This is a genomic window from Streptomyces sp. V4I2 (assembly GCF_030817655.1).
Classification (GTDB): domain Bacteria; phylum Actinomycetota; class Actinomycetes; order Streptomycetales; family Streptomycetaceae; genus Streptomyces; species Streptomyces plumbiresistens.
In genome coordinates, this window is sequence record NZ_JAUSZM010000003.1 from 7,116,374 (window position 1) to 7,132,187 (window position 15,814).

A 15,814-nucleotide genomic window follows, 5' to 3' on the forward strand; every position below is an offset into this window, starting at 1 on the left:
ACATGACTACCGCACAGACAGAAGGACTGATCGCCATGCTCACCGTCCTCGGAATCCTCGTCCTCCTGGTCCTCCCGTCAGTGATCGGGATCGTGCACGACAGGCGCGTCGACCGTCAGATCAGGGAGGCCCAGGAGGCCCGGAAGGCCGCGGAGGGTCAGAAGTCCTCGTCCAGGTCCACGGTGCCCTCCACCGCGACCTGGTACGCCGACGGCCGCCGCTCGAAGAAGTTGGTCAGCTCCTGAACACCCTGGAGCTCCATGAAGGAGAAGGGGTTCTCCGAGCCGTACACCGGAGCGAAGCCGAGGCGCGTGAGGCGCTGGTCGGCGACGCACTCCAGGTACTGCCGCATGGAGTCGGTGTTCATGCCCGGGAGGCCGTCACCGCACAGGTCGCGCGCGAACTGCAGCTCGGCCTCGACGGCCTCCTTCAGCATGTCGACGACCTGCTGCCCGAGCGCGTCGTCGAACAGCTCCGGCTCCTCCTTGCGGACGGTGTCGACCACCTCGAAGGCGAAGCTCATGTGCATCGTCTCGTCCCGGAACACCCAGTTGGTGCCGGTGGCGAGGCCGTGCAGCAGACCCCGGCTGCGGAACCAGTAGACGTACGCGAAGGCACCGTAGAAGAACAGGCCCTCGATGCACGCGGCGAAGCAGATGAGGTTGAGGAGGAAGCGGCGCCGGTCGGCCTTGGTCTCCAGGCGGTCCAGCTTCTCGACCTCGTTGATCCACCTGAAGCAGAACTCGGCCTTCTCGCGGATGGAGGGGATGTTCTCGACCGCGTCGAAGGCGGCAGCCCTGTCCTCGGGGTCGGGCAGGTAGGTGTCGAGGAGCGTCAGGTAGAACTGGACGTGGACGGCCTCCTCGAAGAGCTGGCGCGACAGGTACAGGCGCGCCTCCGGGGAGTTGATGTGCTTGTACAGCGTCAGCACGAGGTTGTTCGCGACGATCGAGTCGCCCGTCGCGAAGAACGCGACCAGCCGGCCGATCATGTGCTGCTCGCCCTGGGACAGCTTCGCCAGGTCGGCGACGTCCGAGTGGAGGTCGACCTCCTCGACGGTCCAGGTGTTCTTGATGGCGTCCCGGTAGCGCTCGTAGAAGTCCGGGTAGCGCATGGGGCGGAGGGTCAGCTCGAAGCCCGGGTCGAGCAGGTTCTTTTCGGTGGAGCTCATTACTGGCAGGCCTCGCAGGACTCGGGGTTTTCCAGGGAGCAGGCGACGGCCTCGGGATCGGGGGCCGGCTGCTGCACGGTGACAGCGGCCTGGGCCGCGCGGGCGATGCGGGTCGCCGGGCGCGAGCGCAGGTAGTACGTCGTCTTCAGGCCCGACTTCCAGGCGTACGCGTACATCGAGGAGAGCTTGCCGATGGTCGGCGTCTCCAGGAACAGGTTCAGGGACTGGGACTGGTCCAGGAACGGCGTCCGGGCCGCCGCCATGTCGATCAGGCCGCGCTGCGGGATCTCCCACGCCGTGCGGTACAGCGCCCGTACGTCCTCGGGGATCCAGGCGAAGCCCTGCACCGAGCCGTTCGCGTCGCGCAGCGCCTCGCGGGTGCGGGCGTCCCAGACGCCCAACGCCTTGAGTTCCTTCACCAGGTTCGAGTTGACCTGGAGGAACTCGCCGGACAGCGTCTCGCGCTTGAACAGGTTGGACACCTGCGGCTCGATGCACTCGTACACGCCCGCGATCGACGCGATGGTGGCGGTCGGCGCGATCGCGAGGAGCAGGGAGTTGCGCATGCCGGTGGTGGCGACGCGTGCCCGCAGGGCCGCCCAGCGCTCCGGCCAGGTCAGCTCGGTGTCGTAGTGGTCGGGGTGCAGAACACCCTTGGCGGTACGGGTCTTCTCCCAGGCCGGCAGCGGGCCGTTGCGCTCGGCGAGGTCGGCGGAGGCCTCGTACGCGGCGAGCATGATGCGCTCGGCGATGCGCGTGGAGAGCCGACGGGCTTCCGGCGAGTCGAAGGGCAGCCGCAGCTGGAAGAAGACGTCCTGCAGGCCCATGACGCCGAGGCCGACCGGGCGCCACTTGGCGTTGGAGCGGCCCGCCTGCTCGGTCGGGTAGAAGTTGATGTCCACGACCCGGTCGAGGAAGGTGACGGCGGTGCGGACGGTCTCGTCCAGCCGCTCCCAGTCGATGCCGTTGTCGACCACGAACGCGCCGAGGTTGACCGAACCGAGGTTGCAGACCGCCGTCTCCCCGTCGTCCGTGACCTCCAGGATCTCCGTGCAGAGGTTGGAGGAGTGGACGACGTGGCCCGGCTCGGCGGTCTGGTTGGCGGTGCGGTTGGCGGCGTCCTTGAAGGTCATCCAGCCGTTGCCGGTCTGCGCGAGGGTGCGCATCATGCGGCCGTAGAGGTCACGGGCCGGGATGGTCTTGCGCGCGAGGCCCTTCTCTTCGGCCTCGCGGTAGGCGGCGTCGAACTCCTCGCCCCACAGGTCGACCAGTTCCGGCACGTCGGCGGGGGAGAACAGCGACCACTGCGCGTCGGCGTTCACACGGCGCATGAACTCGTCCGGGACCCAGTGCGCGAGGTTCAGGTTGTGCGTACGGCGGGCGTCCTCACCGGTGTTGTCGCGCAGCTCCAGGAACTCCTCGATGTCGGAGTGCCAGGTCTCCAGGTAGACCGCGGCCGCGCCCTTGCGCCGCCCGCCCTGGTTCACGGCGGCGACCGAGGCGTCGAGGGTCTTCAGGAACGGGACGATGCCGTTGGAGTGCCCGTTCGTGCCGCGGATCAGCGAACCGCGGGCGCGGATGCGGGAGTAGGCGATGCCGATGCCGCCGGCGTGCTTGGAGAGGCGGGCGACCTGATGGTAGCGGTCGTAGATGGAGTCCAGCTCGTCCTTCGGGGAGTCGAGGAGGTAGCAGGACGACATCTGGGGGTGCCGGGTGCCGGAGTTGAAGAGGGTGGGGGAGGAGGGGAGGTAGTCGAGGCGGCTCATCAGCCGGTAGAGGGCGGCGACTTCGTCAAGTGCCCGGATGCTGTCGTCCTCGGCCAGGCCGCTCGCGACACGCAGCATGAAGTGCTGGGGCGTCTCGATCACGTGCCGGGTGATCGGGTGCCGGAGCAGATAGCGGCCGTGCAGGGTGCGCAGGCCGAAGTACCCGAAGCGGTCGTCGGCGTGCACGTCGACCAGCGCGTCGAGGCGGTCGGCGTGGACCCGGACGAACTCGGCCGTACGGTCGGCGATGAGGCCCTCGCGGTGGCCCACCGCGACCGACTCCGTGAAGGACGTGACGCCCTGGGAGGCGGCCTCGGCGCGGATGTTGACGGTCAGGAGGCGGGCGGCGAGCCGCGAGTAGGCCGGGTCCTCGGAGATGAGGCCGGCGGCCGCCTCGGTGGCCAGCTCGCGCAGTTCCGTCCCGTCGGCCCGCGCGGACCGGCCGCGCAACGCGGCGGCGGCGACCCGGCCGGGGTCGGCGTCGGGGAGGTCGGCGGTCAGCTCGGTCAGGGTCCGCAGCAACGCGGTCCCGGGACCGTCGTCGGCCACCGGGGTCACTGGAGCTGAAGCTGAAGCCGGGTCTGCTGGCGCGATGGTCACGTGGGGCTCTCCCTCGCTCGGCACGGGGGCCTTGCGGAGGGCGGACGGCAGCACACGAGCGCACACGGCGTCGCGCCCACCGGCCCACTCCACGAGGCCCGGACGTCATGGCACCCGGGCCTGATGGCCGGGCGCGCTGTCGGCAGGTCCTCGGACTGACTCTCATACGCGCATAAAGCAGGCATGAGTACACCGTTGCGGGACAGTTCCGGATTCGCACCGGATTCCCCTGCGGCGACAGCGAGCATGAGCATACATCTTGTGCCGGGTGAGGGCAGAACCCCCATATGTTGTGTCGCGCCGGTTTCAGAGCGTCAACTCATAGGTGATCAGAGTGATGTCGTCGAGGTGCGGCAAGGGGTTCCAGTCCCGTCCGGGAGTGCGGGCGAAGCCGAGGCGTTCGTAGATGCGGTGGGCGGAGTGCATGGTGCGTTGCGTCGACAGCACGACGGCCGTGCAGCCCTCGGTGGCCCGGGCGCGGTCGACGCAGGCGCGGACGAGGGCTTCGCCGGTGCCTCGGCCCCGGGCCTTGTGGGCGACGGCGAGCATCCGTATCTCGGCTTCGCCGGGGGTGGCGATGTCGGCCATCGGGCCGCCGGACGGTACGAAGGTCACGCCGCCGAGGAGGTGGTCGTTCTCCACGGCTACGAGGACCTCGGCGGCGGAGGCTCGCTTGGCCACGTCCTTCAGCTCGCCGAGGTACTCGTCGCTCTCGCCGAAGTCGAGGAGGCCGTCCTGGAGGTAGGCCTGGGCGGTGATGTCGCCGAGGGGCTCGTAGTCGTCGGGGGTCGCCTGCCTGATCACGATGTCCATGGCCCGCAGTGTGCATCAGCGGTACGACAACGGGCCGCCGGATTTCTCCGGCGGCCCGTGATGACGTACGGCTCAGTGGGCGGTGCCCGCGGTCGCCGGCGGCAGCTCCACCTGCACGCCCGGGTCGCCCGCGTCCGCCGTGTAGTCCTGCGGGGACGTCTCGTCGATGCCCTCGGGGGCCTTCAGGGCCTTCAGGACGAAGGTCAGGACCACCGTCACCACCACGTTCAGGACGAACGCCGTGAGGCCGATGTAGCCGATCTCCCCGATGCCGGGGATCTCCTTGGACGAGCCGCCGAAGTGCTTCTGCGTCGGCGAGGCGACACCGTACGCGGCGACCGTGCCGTAGACCATGCCGACCGCCCAGCCGGCGAGCAGGGCCCAGCGGTGGAACCAGCGGGTGAACAGGCCGCCGACCAGGGCCGGGAAGGTCTGCAGGATCCAGATGCCGCCGAGGAGCTGGAAGTTGATGGCGACCGTCTTGTCCATGGTGAGGACGAAGGCCAGCGCGCCGACCTTCACAAGGAGGGACACCAGTTTGGAAACCTTCGTCTCCTGGGCCGGTGTGGCGTCCGGCTTGATGAAGTCCTTGTAGATGTTGCGGGTGAAGAGGTTCGCAGCCGCGATGGACATGATCGCCGCCGGGACCAGCGCGCCGATGCCGATCGCCGCGAAGGCCACGCCCGCGAACCAGTCGGGGAACATGGTCTCGAAGAGCTGCGGGATCGCCAACTGCCCGTTGCTGACCTTGATTCCGGCCGCGATCGCCATGAAGCCCAGCAGCGCCAGCAGGCCCAGCATCAGCGAGTACAGGGGCAGGATGGTGGTGTTGCGGCGGATGACCTCACGGCTCTTCGAGGACAGCGTCGCCGTGATCGAGTGCGGGTACATGAAGAGCGCGAGGGCGGAGCCCAACGCCAGCGTGGCGTACGTCCACTGGCCCGCCTCGCCGGGCACCACCGCGCCGCGCGGCGCGCCCGTGGCCGGGTTGGTCTGGCTGTACGCCTCGCTCGCCTTGGCGAAGATCTCGTCGAACCCGCCCAGCTTGATCGGGATGTAGATGATCGCCACCGCGATGACGATGTAGATCAGCGTGTCCTTCACGAACGCGATCAGCGCGGGGGCGCGCAGGCCCGAGGAGTAGGTGTAGGCCGCGAGCACGCCGAAGGCGATCAGCAGCGGCAGGTCCTTGATGAACCAGTTGGTGTCCTCGCCGCCGCCGACGCCCATCACGTCCAGGACGGCCTGGATGCCGACCAGTTGGAGCGCGATGTACGGCATGGTCGCGAGGATGCCGGTGACGGCCACGGCGAGCGACAGGCCCTTCGAGCCGAAGCGGCCGCGTACGAAGTCCGAGGTCGTCACGTACCCGTGCTTGTGCGAGACCGACCAGAGGCGGGGCAGGAACGTGAAGATCAGCGGGTAGATCAGGATGGTGTACGGCACCGCGAAGAAGCCGGCCGCGCCCGCCGCGTAGATCGCCGCTGGCACGGCGACGAAGGTGTACGCCGTGTACAGGTCGCCGCCGAGCAGGAACCAGGTGACCCAGGTGCCGAACGACCGTCCGCCCAGGCCCCATTCGTCGAGGGTCTGCTCCTCGGCGGCCCGGCGCCAGCGCGCGGCCAGGAAGCCCATGACCGTGACGGCCAGGAAGAAGAAGATGAAGACGGCGAGTGCGACGCCGTTCACGCCGTCCTTCATTCCGACGCACCCCCCTTGGCGGAGCGGGCGCGCTGGTCACGCTGCCACAGCTTGTACGCGATCATCGTCAGCGCGGTGGAGATCAGCACCCACAGCATCTGGTACCAGTAGAAGAACGGGATGCCGATGAAGGCGGGGTCGACCTTCGCGTACGAACCCACCCACAGCATCGCCACGAAGGGCGCGAAGAGGCAGAGCGCGATGACCACGCGGGCCGGTGTCACCACCGGTGGTCTCACTTCAGGCGCATTCGACATACCGCGGCTCCGTCCCCTCACTGATCATCTGTGCAACGCGCAGGCAATCTAGGCGACGGTGTCGAGAGAGCGGAAGACCTCGTCCGCATATCGGTATGTGGTGGTTCTGTGTCCCCCTCAGCTCTGTCCCCCTCAGCAGCAGCGGAACCGTTCCTAAAGGCTGAGCGGGGGAAGCTCCTATAGACCGTCAAGCGGCTTGTTTGAGCTGTTCGGCGGTGATGTGAGGGCGGGGTAGATGCTGGTAGACCTCGCGGGCGACGAACCGTTTCAAGCAGCGCATGATGTCCTTCTTGGTCATGCCTTCGGCGGTGCGTCTGGCGACGTACTCGCGGGTGCGCTGGTCGTGGCGCATGCGGACCAGCACGATCGTGTGCAGGGCCCGGTTGGCTTGGCGGTCTCCGCCCCGGTTGAGGCGGTGCCGGTTGGTGCGGCCGGAGGAGGCCGGCAGCGGGGCGGCACCGCACAGGTGGGCGAAGGATGCTTCCGAGCGCAGGCGGTCCGGGTTGTCGCCGACGGTGGTCAGCAGCTGGCCCGCGCTCTCGGGGCCGACGCCGGGCAGAGCGATCAGCCGTGGTGCGGCCCGGGTGACCAGCGGGCCCAGGTCCGCGTCGGCTTCGGCGATTTCCTCCTCCAGCCGCTGGCAGCGGCGGGCGAGCCGTCGCAGCGTGATCCTGACCGCGCAGTCCGGATCCGCGAGGTCGCCCACGGGCCGGGACCGGGCCAGGGCGTCTATCAGCTCGCCGGTGGCCAGGCCGCGCAGCCTCTCGCGCACCGCGGCCGGTGCGGTGATGATGAGCGTGCGGATCTGGTTGATGGTCTGGGTGCGGGCCTTGACGGCCGAACTGCGGGCCACCCGCAGGGTGCGGATGGCCTCCACGATCCCGTTGCGGGTCTTCGGAATGCCCGAGGCCCGGCCGGACAGCACGGCGGTCGCGGCGGCGTAGGCGTCAACCGGGTCGGACTTGCCATTGTCCCGCCTGGCCTTGCGGTCGGGTCGGTCGACCTCGATGACGGTGACACCCTTTGTGGTCAGGAAACGGGCGATCTCGGCCCCGTAGGCGCCGGTGCCCTCGATGCCTACCGCCAGAACCTCGCCGTGCGAACGCAGCCAGTGGAGCAGCTGCTCATAGCCGGCGGGACCGGTCGGGAACGGCTCGGTGGCCAGGTGCCGGCCCACGGTGTCGATCGCGGCCGCCTGGTGCAGGTCGGTGTGGGTGTCGATCCCGCCAATGACCGCTATCTCATCTGCTGCCATGCTGGACGTGCTGTCCTTCCGTACGACGCATCAGGGAGGGCACGCGCCGGTCGGGCGGACGGACAAGACAGTGATGGGACCTTTGGCCGGGCTCCTATGAGGTCACGAACGCCTGACCGGCACGCGCGCGCGGTGGCACCGCCCGACAGGCCGACGGTTCTCCCGACAGACAGCCGAAGCGCCAGTGAGTCCTTGAGTCAGACCTCCGAGCGGTGCCACCGCAATCATCACTGTGAGTCCTGTTGCCAGGACTGCTGCTCAGCCGAACGCCCCGGACGGTGTTGGGCGTTCTGGTTGCCCGCGTTCGCTCCGCGTCCGGCGCCGACGGATCGTGTCCGTGGTCCGGGGATGCGGGGGCGGGTTTCCTCACGCCCACGGGTTCCCGATCTGGCCTGGACGGTCCGATGCCCCACACGATCGCTCCGGTCGTGTGGGGGCGGTGTCGTCCGTCGCCGGATCGGGTGCCCTTGGGCGCGCCGTCCGATCGCCACGGCGGCAGCGTCGTGGCGAGTGGTCTTCCTGTTGCCGTGATTGAGGGATTTCTGCCAGTGCTGGGCGCCCCAGCGGCTGGTGTAGGCCGGGTCCACGGCGATGACCGCGATCCCCGTCTGGTCAGCCATCGAAGTCAGCCGGGCGCGGAGTCTGCCGGTGGGCATGCCGGAGATCAGTTGCCGGAAGCGCTTCTTGCGGCCGTGCTTCTCCCGGGTCTTCTCGGCGGTGAAGTGCAGGTCCTCGACCGCGATCGCGCCCACGCCGCACGTTCGGGCCCAGTGGAGGAGGCGGGTGAGGGCGTGGCGGACCTGGGCGTCGCGGTGCTGGGCGGTGCCGGAGAGGTCGAAGAGGAACCGGCGCGGGTTCCCGATCGGGTTTCCGTGGGTGTCGAGGCGCCAGGCGGCGAGGTGATCGGCATTCGTGTCGACGCCGATCACGCCCTGCGCGAGGGCGGCGGCCAGCGGGATGGTCTTCGACACCGGGATCTGCCAGGACGCGGTGAGGTACCAGCGGCCACGGGCCACGTCCCAGTGGATGCGGTAGGCCACCGCCCGGTTCGCCGCCACCCGGTCCGCCCACTCAGGGCCCCGGTGCGGGAAGGCGACCTGGCAGGCCATGACGTACCGGCCATGTGGCGCGTTGGCCAGCCCGGCGAGCGGGGCCGGGAGCTTGATGCTGACCTCGCCGTCCGGGCTGACGCGGAGGGTCTCGTTGCCGTACCGCTTGCCGGATTCGCCGTCGGCCTGCAGGAACCAGCGTGATGCTTCCCACCGCCGGTGCCACTGGGTCTCGGTGAGCTGCGCGGCAGGCAGGTGGTGCCGGGTGCGGGCCAGCCGCTTACCGCCCCGCACCACGTGCACGGTCCCGGCCTCACGGTCGGCGCGCTCGCGCTCCAGACGGTCTTCCAGCGCGTGCAGGCGGCGGGACTTGGCGTGCCACTCCTGTGTGCTGCGGTAGTCGCCGGGCGCCTTCCTCGAGCCCTTCGCGCCGACCGGCAGCGACAGCCGGTGCGCGATCGTACGGATCCCCGCCTCCAGGGACTGGATGTGGGCGAGCTGGCCACGGCGGGCGAGCGCCCACTGGTCGTGGCTGGCTTTGGTGATCGACCCGGCCCAGCGGGACGACGACACCGGCGTCAGGCCCCGCTTACGGGCAGCCCACGTTTCCGCGGAGTGCTCCAGACCATCCGCGCACCGCGCCCTCAGATCACCGGAGGCGAGCGAGCCGAGGTGCGCGCCCACCAGCGCGAGGACCTTCTCATCGGCGGGCGCGAGCTGCTTCAACCGGGTACGGACCGCCACACCCGTGGGACCGGGCACGACGAACGACGCCGCAAGCTCCCGCAACCCGCCCACCCCACACCCCCCATACAGCCCCTCGAAAAGCCGGTCATCACACCCAACGAGCACCACCCGAAAAGGTCACACATTCGACAGGCAAACTCTGATTCCCATCCCGGGACAGCACCACCCAGCCGCCGACCGGGAGCCTCAGCACTCACTCACACACGCCAGAACGCACTCGCACTCAGTCAGACCCCGACAGTTCCCAATCCCTGCCGGGGGTCCGCTTCCTGCCGCTCCGTGCGCATCCGCTCGAAGTCGCGCCGGGACGGCGCCGGGGCCTGCGGGCACTCCGCGCGTACGTGCGCGACATAGCCGTCGTAGGCCGACTCGTCCGCCGCCTGGGCGAGGTCGGCGGGGGAGATGAATACAGACCGGGGTCGATGATGCTCGCCACCAGGGCCATCACCGCCACCGACGACCGCGTGCAGTACTCGTCCGGGTGCTGGGACCCCTCCTAGTCCTGGGGCCTCTTGAGCCTCGCCACGAACTTGTAGCGGTCGCCGCGGTAGACGGATCGCACCCATTCCACCGGTTCGCCCTGCCGGTCCACCGAGTGGCGGGACAGCATCAGCATCGGCAGGCCCACGTCGGTGCCGAGCAGGCCGGCCTCGCGCGGGGTGGCCAGCGAGGTCTCGATGGTCTCCTCGGCCTCGGCGAGATGGACGTCGTACACCTCGGCGAGCGCGGTGTAGAGGGACGTGTACTTCACCAGGCTGCGGCGCAGCGCCGGGAAGCGCTTCGCGCTCAGGTGCGTCGTCTCGATGGCCATCGGCTCGCCGTTGGCCATGCGCAGGCGCTCGATCCGCAGCACCCGTCCGCCGGCCGTGATGTCGAGGAGGCCGGCGAGGCGGTCGTCGGCGGTGATGTAGCCGATGTCGAGCAGCTGGGAGGTGGGTTCGAGGCCCTGGGCGCGCATGTCCTCGGTGTACGAGGTGAGTTGCAGCGCCTGCGAGACCTTCGGTTTGGCGACGAAGGTGCCCTTGCCCTGGATCCGCTCCAGGCGCCCCTCGACGACCAGTTCCTGAAGGGCCTGGCGCACGGTGGTGCGCGAGGTGTCGAACTCGGCGGCCAGGGTGCGCTCGGGCGGCACGGGGGTGCCGGGCGACTGCGTCTCCGTCATGTCGAGGAGATGCTTCTTCAGGCGGTAGTACTTGGGCACGCGCGCGGTACGGACGGTCGCCCCACCCTCGTTCTCCGCACTGCTGACGTCGGTGCTCATGTTCTGCCTTCCCGGCTCCGGGTGCCGAAGCGGCCGACGTCCCGTCGGCCACGGCTCACATCGTGGCACGGCAGCGTACCGGGATGTCCCGCACGCTGCGTGATCCCCTCTGTATACCCTCACACCGCCCGCTGGTCTAGTCCACAGAGTCGTCCAGTGGTCTGTCCGATCTGCCGGGCTCGTAATGAAGGATCCCTGCATATCGCGGTCCCGTAACGGACCGCTGAAGCCCAGGGAAGCACCCTTGACAGCCCTATTGGTCTGGGCCAAGCTCCCCCTACTGGTCTACACCATTGGTCCAGTCCCGGCCCCGAGGGCAGACGCAGGTCAGCCGCAGGGAAGCAGGGGGGTTTGTAGGCATCCCTGAGGAGGTTGGCGTGAAGCGCAAGCTGACAGTCGCGATCGGTATCGCGGGCATGATGGTCTCCATCGCGGCGTGCGGGGGCGGCGAGAGCGACAGCGGGGGCTCGGACAAGAGCGGGGCGGACGCCAAGGAGCTCACTGTCTGGCTCACCGTCGACGCCCAGAACAACTGGCCGGAGCTGGTGAAGGCGGCCGACGCCGCCGTCACCAAGGCGCACCCCGGCATCAAGATCAACCACGAGTACTACGGCTGGCCGGACAAGAACGCCAAGCTCGACGCGGTCCTCGCGACCGACAAGGCCCCCGACGTGGTCGAGATGGGCAACACCGAGATGCTGAGCTACATGGTCAAGGGCGCCTTCGCGCCCCTCGACCCGGCGAAGTTCGACAACTCCGCCGCCTGGCTGGACGGCCTCAAGGCCTCGGTGACGTACGAGGACAAGACCTACGGCGTCCCCTACTACGCGGGCGGTCGCGTCGCCAACTGGCGCAAGGACCTGTTCGCCTCGGTGGGCGTCAAGTCCGCCCCGAAGACGTACGAGGAGCTCACCGCCGCCCTGGACAAGGTCCAGAAGGACAAGGGCGACAAGTTCAGCGCCTGGTACCAGCCCACCCGTGACTGGTACGCGGCCATGTCCTTCGTCTACGACGCCGGCGGCTCGATCGCCGTCGAGTCGGGCGGCGAGTGGAAGGGCAACCTCTCCTCGCCGGAGTCCGTCAAGGGCCTGAAGGAGTTCCAGAACGTCGTCGACACGTACATGCACGGCGACAAGACCAAGGACGAGTCCGACCGTTACATCGTCTACGGCCAGGGCAAGTCCGGCATGATCTTCGCCCCCGCCTGGGAGGGCGCGACCGCCGCGGCCCCGGAGAACGACAAGACCGGCAAGCTCAAGAACAACGTCGAGAACTTCGTGATGCCCGGCCCGTCCGGCAAGAACCTCCCCGTCTTCCTGGGCGGCAGCGACCTCGCCGTCCCGGTGAAGTCGGACGCGCAGGCCGTCGCCGCCGAGTGGATCAACGCCTTCACCGGCCCCGCCGGCCAGAAGGGCCTGATCGCCAAGGGCAACCTGCCCAACAACAAGACCGACCTCGCCACGCTGAAGAACGACCCGGCGACGGCGGTCCCGGCCACCGCGGCCGAGTCCAACTGGTTCGTCCCGATGGCACCGGGCTGGGGCCAGGTCGAGAAGGGCCAGGTCCTGCAGACCATGCTGCAGAGCATCGGCACCGGCAAGAAGTCGGTCGAGGACGCCGCGAAGGAAGCGGACGCCGCGATCGACAAGGTCATCAACACCAAGTGACCAAGGGCAGGGCCCCGTTGAGACCGGCGGGGCCCTGCTTGTCGTACGGACCGCGCCTGTGGGGCGTACGAGGGCTTTGTAGGACCTTGAGGGACCGCTGAGGAGCGCGCGGATGAGTGCCGACACGACCACCCCTGCCAAGGTGCCGCCGCCGCGGCAGGCACCGCCACCACCGCCGGTGGCTAAGAAGCCACCCAGAGACCGGGCCTCCGGCGGAGCGGGTGCCCCCTGGCTCCTGCTCGCCCCCTGCCTGCTGATCCTGGGGCTCGTCCTCGGCTATCCGCTGGTCCGCCTTGTCACCCTCTCCTTCCAGAAGTTCGGGCAGTCCCAGCTGTGGGGCTTCCAGCCGGCCGAGTCGGTCGGGTTCGACAACTTCACCAAGGTGCTCGGGGACAGCGAGTTCTGGGCGGTCGTCGTACGGACGATCGTCTTCGCGGCCGGCTGCGTGATCTTCACGATGGTCATCGGCATGCTGATCGCGCTTCTGCTCCAGCGGGTCTCCGGCTGGGTGAAGACGCTCATCAATATCGCGCTGGTGGCCAGTTGGGGCATGCCGATCATCGTGGCCACCACGGTCTTCAAGTGGCTGTTCGACGCGGACTACGGCATCCTCAACGCGCTGCTCAGCAAGCTGCCGGGCGTGGAGATGATCGGCCACAACTGGTTCGCCAGCGGGCCGCAGGGCCTGGCCGTGATCATGCTGCTGGTGGTCTGGGGGGCCGTGCCCTTCGTGGTGATCACGCTGAGCGCCGGCCTCACCCAGGTCCCGCAGGAACTGGAGGAGGCGGCCCGCCTCGACGGCGCCGGCGCCTGGGGCGTCTTCCGGTACGTCACGCTGCCCATCCTCAAGCCGATCATCGTGATGCTCACGACCCTGTCGGTCATCTGGGACATGGGCGTCTTCCCGCAGGTCTTCGTGATGCGCAACGGCCATCCCGAAGCCGAGTTCCAGATCCTCACCACGTACTCGTACGACCGTGCCTTCGTGGTCAACGACTACGCGCAGGGCTCGGCGATCGCCCTGCTCACCGTGCTGCTGCTGCTCGGCGTGGTCGCCGTCTACATGCGCCAGATGCTGAAGATCGGAGAGGTCGAATGAGTACGCTGACGACTCCCGTGCGGGCACCCGGGACGACTTCCGGTTCGACTCCCGTGCGCCGGAAGTCGAAGGCCGGCTGGAACCTCCTCGGTCTCCTCGTCTTCGTCACCGCCGGCTTCCCCGTCTACTGGATGCTCAACACGGCGTTCAAGCCGGCCAAGGACGCCATCGACCCGGACCCGAGCGTGCTGCCCACCGGCCTCACCCTGTCCAACTTCAGCCGTGCGCTGGACATCGCGGACTTCTGGGGCCCGGTCGGCCGCAGCCTGATCGTGTCCCTCGCCGTGGTCCTGATCGGCATGGTCGTCGGCCTGCTGGCCGCGCTCGCCATCTCCCGCTTCGCCTTCCGCGGCCGGAAGATCGTGATAGTGGGCATCCTCGCGGTCCAGATGGTCCCGCTGGTCGCCATGATCATCCCGGTCTTCCTGCTCCTGAACGACCTCGGCCAGTACGACCGGCTGACCGGCCTGATCATCACCTACCTGACCTTCATCCTCCCCTTCACGGTGTGGACGCTGCGCGGCTTCATCGTCAACATCCCGAAGGAGCTGGAGGAGGCGGCGATGGTCGACGGCTGCTCCCGCACCAGCGCCTTCATCCGGGTGGTGTTCCCGCTGCTGGCCCCCGGCATGGTCGCCACCTCCGTCTACGGCTTCATCCAGGCCTGGAACGAGTACCTGTACGCCCTGATGCTGCTCAGCCAGAAGAACCAGACCGCGACCGTCTGGCTCGGCAACTTCACCACCAAGCACGGCACCGAATACGCCCCGATGATGGCCGGATCCACCATGATGGCCGTGCCGATCGTCGTCCTGTTCCTCCTCGTCCAGCGCAAGATGGCCGCGGGCCTGACCGCGGGCGCCGTGAAGGGATAACGCCCCCGATGACGACATTCGCCAGCGGTACGGACACTCTCACGCGCGACGCGCTGACGGTCCTCCAGCCCGGCTTCCCGGGCACCACCGCCCCAGACTGGCTGCTGCGCCGCCTGGGCGAGGGCCTCGCCTCCGTCGGCCTGTTCGGCCGCAACATAGCCTCACCCGAACAACTCGCCGCGCTGACGGCACAGTTGCGCGCCGAACGCGACGACGTCCTGGTCGCGATCGACGAGGAGGGCGGAGACGTGACGCGCCTGGAGGTGCGGACGGGCTCCAGCTTCCCCGGCAACAACGCGCTGGGCGCGGTGGACGACACGTCACTCACGCGGGAGGTGGCGTCGGAACTCGGCCGCCGCCTCGCGGCCTGCGGCGTGAACCTCAACTGGGCCCCGTCGGCCGACGTGAACTCGAACCCCTCGAACCCGGTGATCGGCGTACGGTCCTTCGGCGCCGAGCCCGACCTGGTCGCCCGGCACACCGCGGCCTACGTCACCGGCCTCCAGTCGGCCGGCGTCGCCGCCTGCACCAAGCACTTCCCGGGCCACGGCGACACGGCGGTCGACTCCCACCACGCGCTGCCCCGCATCGACGTGGACGCCCCGGCGCTGCGCGAACGCGAACTGGCCCCGTTCCGCGCGGCCATCGCCGCCGGCACCCGAGCGCTCATGACCGCCCACATCCTGGTCCCGGCCCTGGATCCGGAACGCCCGGCCACCCTGTCCCGCCGGATCCTCACCGACCTGCTCCGCCGCGAACTCGGCTACGACGGCCTCGTCGTCACCGACGGCATGGAGATGCAGGCCATCGCCGGCACCTACGGCATCGAACGCGGCAGCGTCCTCGCCCTCGCCGCCGGCGCCGACGCGATCTGCGTGGGCGGTGGCCTGGCCGACGACGCGACGGTACGCCGCCTGCGCGACGCCCTGATCACCGCCGTACGCACCGGCGAACTCCCCGAGGCCCGCCTGGCGGACGCCGCGGAACGGGTACGCGAGCTGGCCCGGTGGACGGCATCGGCGGCCCGCACAGCGGGTGACGTCCCGCCGGACTCCCTCGGCGATGACGTCGGTCTGCGCGCGGCCCGGCGTGCCCTGCGGCTCACCGGCGGGGAGACCTTCACTCCGCTCACCGAACCGCCGTACGTCGCCGCGTTCACCCCGGTGGCGAACTTCGCCGTGGGTGACGAGACCCCCTGGGGTGTGGCCGCGGAGCTGTCCCGCCTGCTCCCCGGCACGCGGACGGGCACCTTCACCGACGAGGACGCCGCACACACGGCCCTGCGGTCGGCCGACGGGCGCCGCATCGTGGCCGTCGTCCGCGACGAACACCGCCACCCCTGGACGGCCGCGGCCCTCGACACCCTAATGGCGGCCCGCCCCGACACGATCGTGGTCGAAATGGGCCTCCCCCAGGCCACCCCCCGAGGCGCCCTGCACATCGCCACCCACGGCGCGGCCCGCGTCTGCGGGCGGGTGGCGGCGGAGGTCATCGCGGGGGTGTAGCCGGTTTGGCGAGGCGGGGCAACCTCGGGGGAGCGGCCGCAGGGGCGC

The 15,814-nt window shown here is 69.3% G+C and carries 15 protein-coding genes and 1 riboswitch; of the genes, 6 read left to right on the plus strand and 9 right to left on the minus strand.

Going from position 1 to position 15,814, the window contains the following annotated elements; translation table 11 throughout:
* Positions 1-2: 2 nt before the first annotated feature.
* Positions 3-245, plus strand: coding sequence for a hypothetical protein (locus tag QFZ76_RS33685; protein WP_266433969.1), 243 nt, complete (start codon positions 3-5; stop codon positions 243-245).
* On the opposite strand, the gene QFZ76_RS33690 is transcribed toward QFZ76_RS33685, so the two are convergent.
* The 8 genes from QFZ76_RS33690 to QFZ76_RS33725 form a co-directional block, all read right to left on the minus strand.
* Complete coding sequence (locus QFZ76_RS33690) at positions 158-1,171, minus strand: ribonucleotide-diphosphate reductase subunit beta (RefSeq protein ID WP_266433968.1); 1,014 nt, start codon at positions 1,169-1,171, stop codon at positions 158-160. The genes QFZ76_RS33685 and QFZ76_RS33690 overlap by 88 nt on opposite strands.
* Positions 1,171-3,537: a ribonucleoside-diphosphate reductase subunit alpha gene (locus QFZ76_RS33695; protein ID WP_307677224.1), complete on the minus strand. Its 2,367-nt coding sequence runs from the start codon at positions 3,535-3,537 to the stop codon at positions 1,171-1,173. Before QFZ76_RS33695 ends, QFZ76_RS33690 begins: the two co-directional genes overlap by 1 nt.
* 145 nt (positions 3,538-3,682) lie before the next feature.
* Positions 3,683-3,766: riboswitch (cobalamin riboswitch) on the minus strand.
* Positions 3,767-3,843: 77 nt separating this feature from the next.
* A complete protein-coding gene (locus QFZ76_RS33700; protein WP_307677225.1) occupies positions 3,844-4,350 on the minus strand; it encodes a GNAT family N-acetyltransferase in 507 nt (168 codons plus the stop codon).
* 72 nt (positions 4,351-4,422) lie between these two features.
* Positions 4,423-6,051: a monocarboxylate uptake permease MctP gene (gene mctP / locus QFZ76_RS33705; protein WP_307677226.1), complete on the minus strand. Its 1,629-nt coding sequence runs from the start codon at positions 6,049-6,051 to the stop codon at positions 4,423-4,425.
* Positions 6,048-6,308, minus strand: a complete 261-nt coding sequence (locus QFZ76_RS33710; protein WP_307677227.1) for a DUF3311 domain-containing protein — start codon at positions 6,306-6,308, stop codon at positions 6,048-6,050. The genes mctP and QFZ76_RS33710 overlap by 4 nt, the downstream gene beginning before the upstream one ends.
* 187 nt (positions 6,309-6,495) lie before the next feature.
* Positions 6,496-7,563, minus strand: coding sequence for an IS110 family transposase (locus QFZ76_RS33715; protein WP_307672140.1), 1,068 nt, complete (start codon positions 7,561-7,563; stop codon positions 6,496-6,498).
* Between the two features lie 227 nt (positions 7,564-7,790).
* Positions 7,791-9,410: a transposase gene (locus QFZ76_RS33720; protein WP_307677228.1), complete on the minus strand. Its 1,620-nt coding sequence runs from the start codon at positions 9,408-9,410 to the stop codon at positions 7,791-7,793.
* Positions 9,411-9,586: 176 nt separating this feature from the next.
* Positions 9,587-9,763, minus strand: a complete 177-nt coding sequence (locus QFZ76_RS33725) for a YbdD/YjiX family protein (protein WP_307680209.1) — start codon at positions 9,761-9,763, stop codon at positions 9,587-9,589.
* Between QFZ76_RS33725 and QFZ76_RS33730 the strand changes: the two genes are divergently transcribed.
* Entirely contained in the window at positions 9,701-9,859 is a 159-nt protein-coding gene (locus tag QFZ76_RS33730) for a hypothetical protein (protein ID WP_307680393.1), read from the plus strand. The genes QFZ76_RS33725 and QFZ76_RS33730 overlap by 63 nt on opposite strands.
* Here the strand turns inward: QFZ76_RS33730 and QFZ76_RS33735 are convergent.
* Positions 9,856-10,620: a GntR family transcriptional regulator gene (locus QFZ76_RS33735; protein WP_266433955.1), complete on the minus strand. Its 765-nt coding sequence runs from the start codon at positions 10,618-10,620 to the stop codon at positions 9,856-9,858. The genes QFZ76_RS33730 and QFZ76_RS33735 overlap by 4 nt on opposite strands.
* Positions 10,621-10,997: 377 nt before the next feature.
* Here QFZ76_RS33735 and QFZ76_RS33740 point away from each other — a divergent pair, with 377 nt between their 5' ends.
* The 4 genes from QFZ76_RS33740 to QFZ76_RS33755 all read left to right on the plus strand — a co-directional run bounded on the left by QFZ76_RS33740 (position 10,998) and on the right by QFZ76_RS33755 (position 15,766).
* Complete coding sequence (locus QFZ76_RS33740) at positions 10,998-12,287, plus strand: extracellular solute-binding protein (RefSeq protein WP_307677229.1); 1,290 nt, start codon at positions 10,998-11,000, stop codon at positions 12,285-12,287.
* Positions 12,288-12,399: 112 nt separating this feature from the next.
* Positions 12,400-13,386, plus strand: coding sequence for a carbohydrate ABC transporter permease (locus QFZ76_RS33745; RefSeq protein ID WP_307677230.1), 987 nt, complete (start codon positions 12,400-12,402; stop codon positions 13,384-13,386).
* Complete coding sequence (locus QFZ76_RS33750; protein WP_307677231.1) at positions 13,383-14,261, plus strand: carbohydrate ABC transporter permease; 879 nt, start codon at positions 13,383-13,385, stop codon at positions 14,259-14,261. Before QFZ76_RS33745 ends, QFZ76_RS33750 begins: the two co-directional genes overlap by 4 nt.
* Positions 14,262-14,269: 8 nt before the next feature.
* Positions 14,270-15,766, plus strand: a complete 1,497-nt coding sequence (locus QFZ76_RS33755) for a glycoside hydrolase family 3 protein (RefSeq protein ID WP_307677232.1) — start codon at positions 14,270-14,272, stop codon at positions 15,764-15,766.
* The last annotated feature ends 48 nt before the right edge of the window (positions 15,767-15,814 follow it).

What these genes read in the sequence shown, in the direction of transcription:
- QFZ76_RS33715 (WP_307672140.1), bottom strand. Translation starts at nt 7,563, where the DNA reads ATGGCAGCAGATGAGATAGCGGTCATTGGCGGGATCGACACCCACACC.
- QFZ76_RS33750 (WP_307677231.1), top strand. Translation starts at nt 13,383, where the DNA reads ATGAGTACGCTGACGACTCCCGTGCGGGCACCCGGGACGACTTCCGGT.
- QFZ76_RS33745 (WP_307677230.1), top strand. Translation starts at nt 12,400, where the DNA reads ATGAGTGCCGACACGACCACCCCTGCCAAGGTGCCGCCGCCGCGGCAG.
- QFZ76_RS33690 (WP_266433968.1), bottom strand. Translation starts at nt 1,171, where the DNA reads ATGAGCTCCACCGAAAAGAACCTGCTCGACCCGGGCTTCGAGCTGACC.
- QFZ76_RS33710 (WP_307677227.1), bottom strand. Translation starts at nt 6,308, where the DNA reads ATGTCGAATGCGCCTGAAGTGAGACCACCGGTGGTGACACCGGCCCGC.
- QFZ76_RS33735 (WP_266433955.1), bottom strand. Translation starts at nt 10,620, where the DNA reads ATGAGCACCGACGTCAGCAGTGCGGAGAACGAGGGTGGGGCGACCGTC.
- QFZ76_RS33685 (WP_266433969.1), top strand. Translation starts at nt 3, where the DNA reads ATGACTACCGCACAGACAGAAGGACTGATCGCCATGCTCACCGTCCTC.
- QFZ76_RS33755 (WP_307677232.1), top strand. Translation starts at nt 14,270, where the DNA reads ATGACGACATTCGCCAGCGGTACGGACACTCTCACGCGCGACGCGCTG.
- mctP (WP_307677226.1), bottom strand. Translation starts at nt 6,051, where the DNA reads ATGAAGGACGGCGTGAACGGCGTCGCACTCGCCGTCTTCATCTTCTTC.
- QFZ76_RS33700 (WP_307677225.1), bottom strand. Translation starts at nt 4,350, where the DNA reads ATGGACATCGTGATCAGGCAGGCGACCCCCGACGACTACGAGCCCCTC.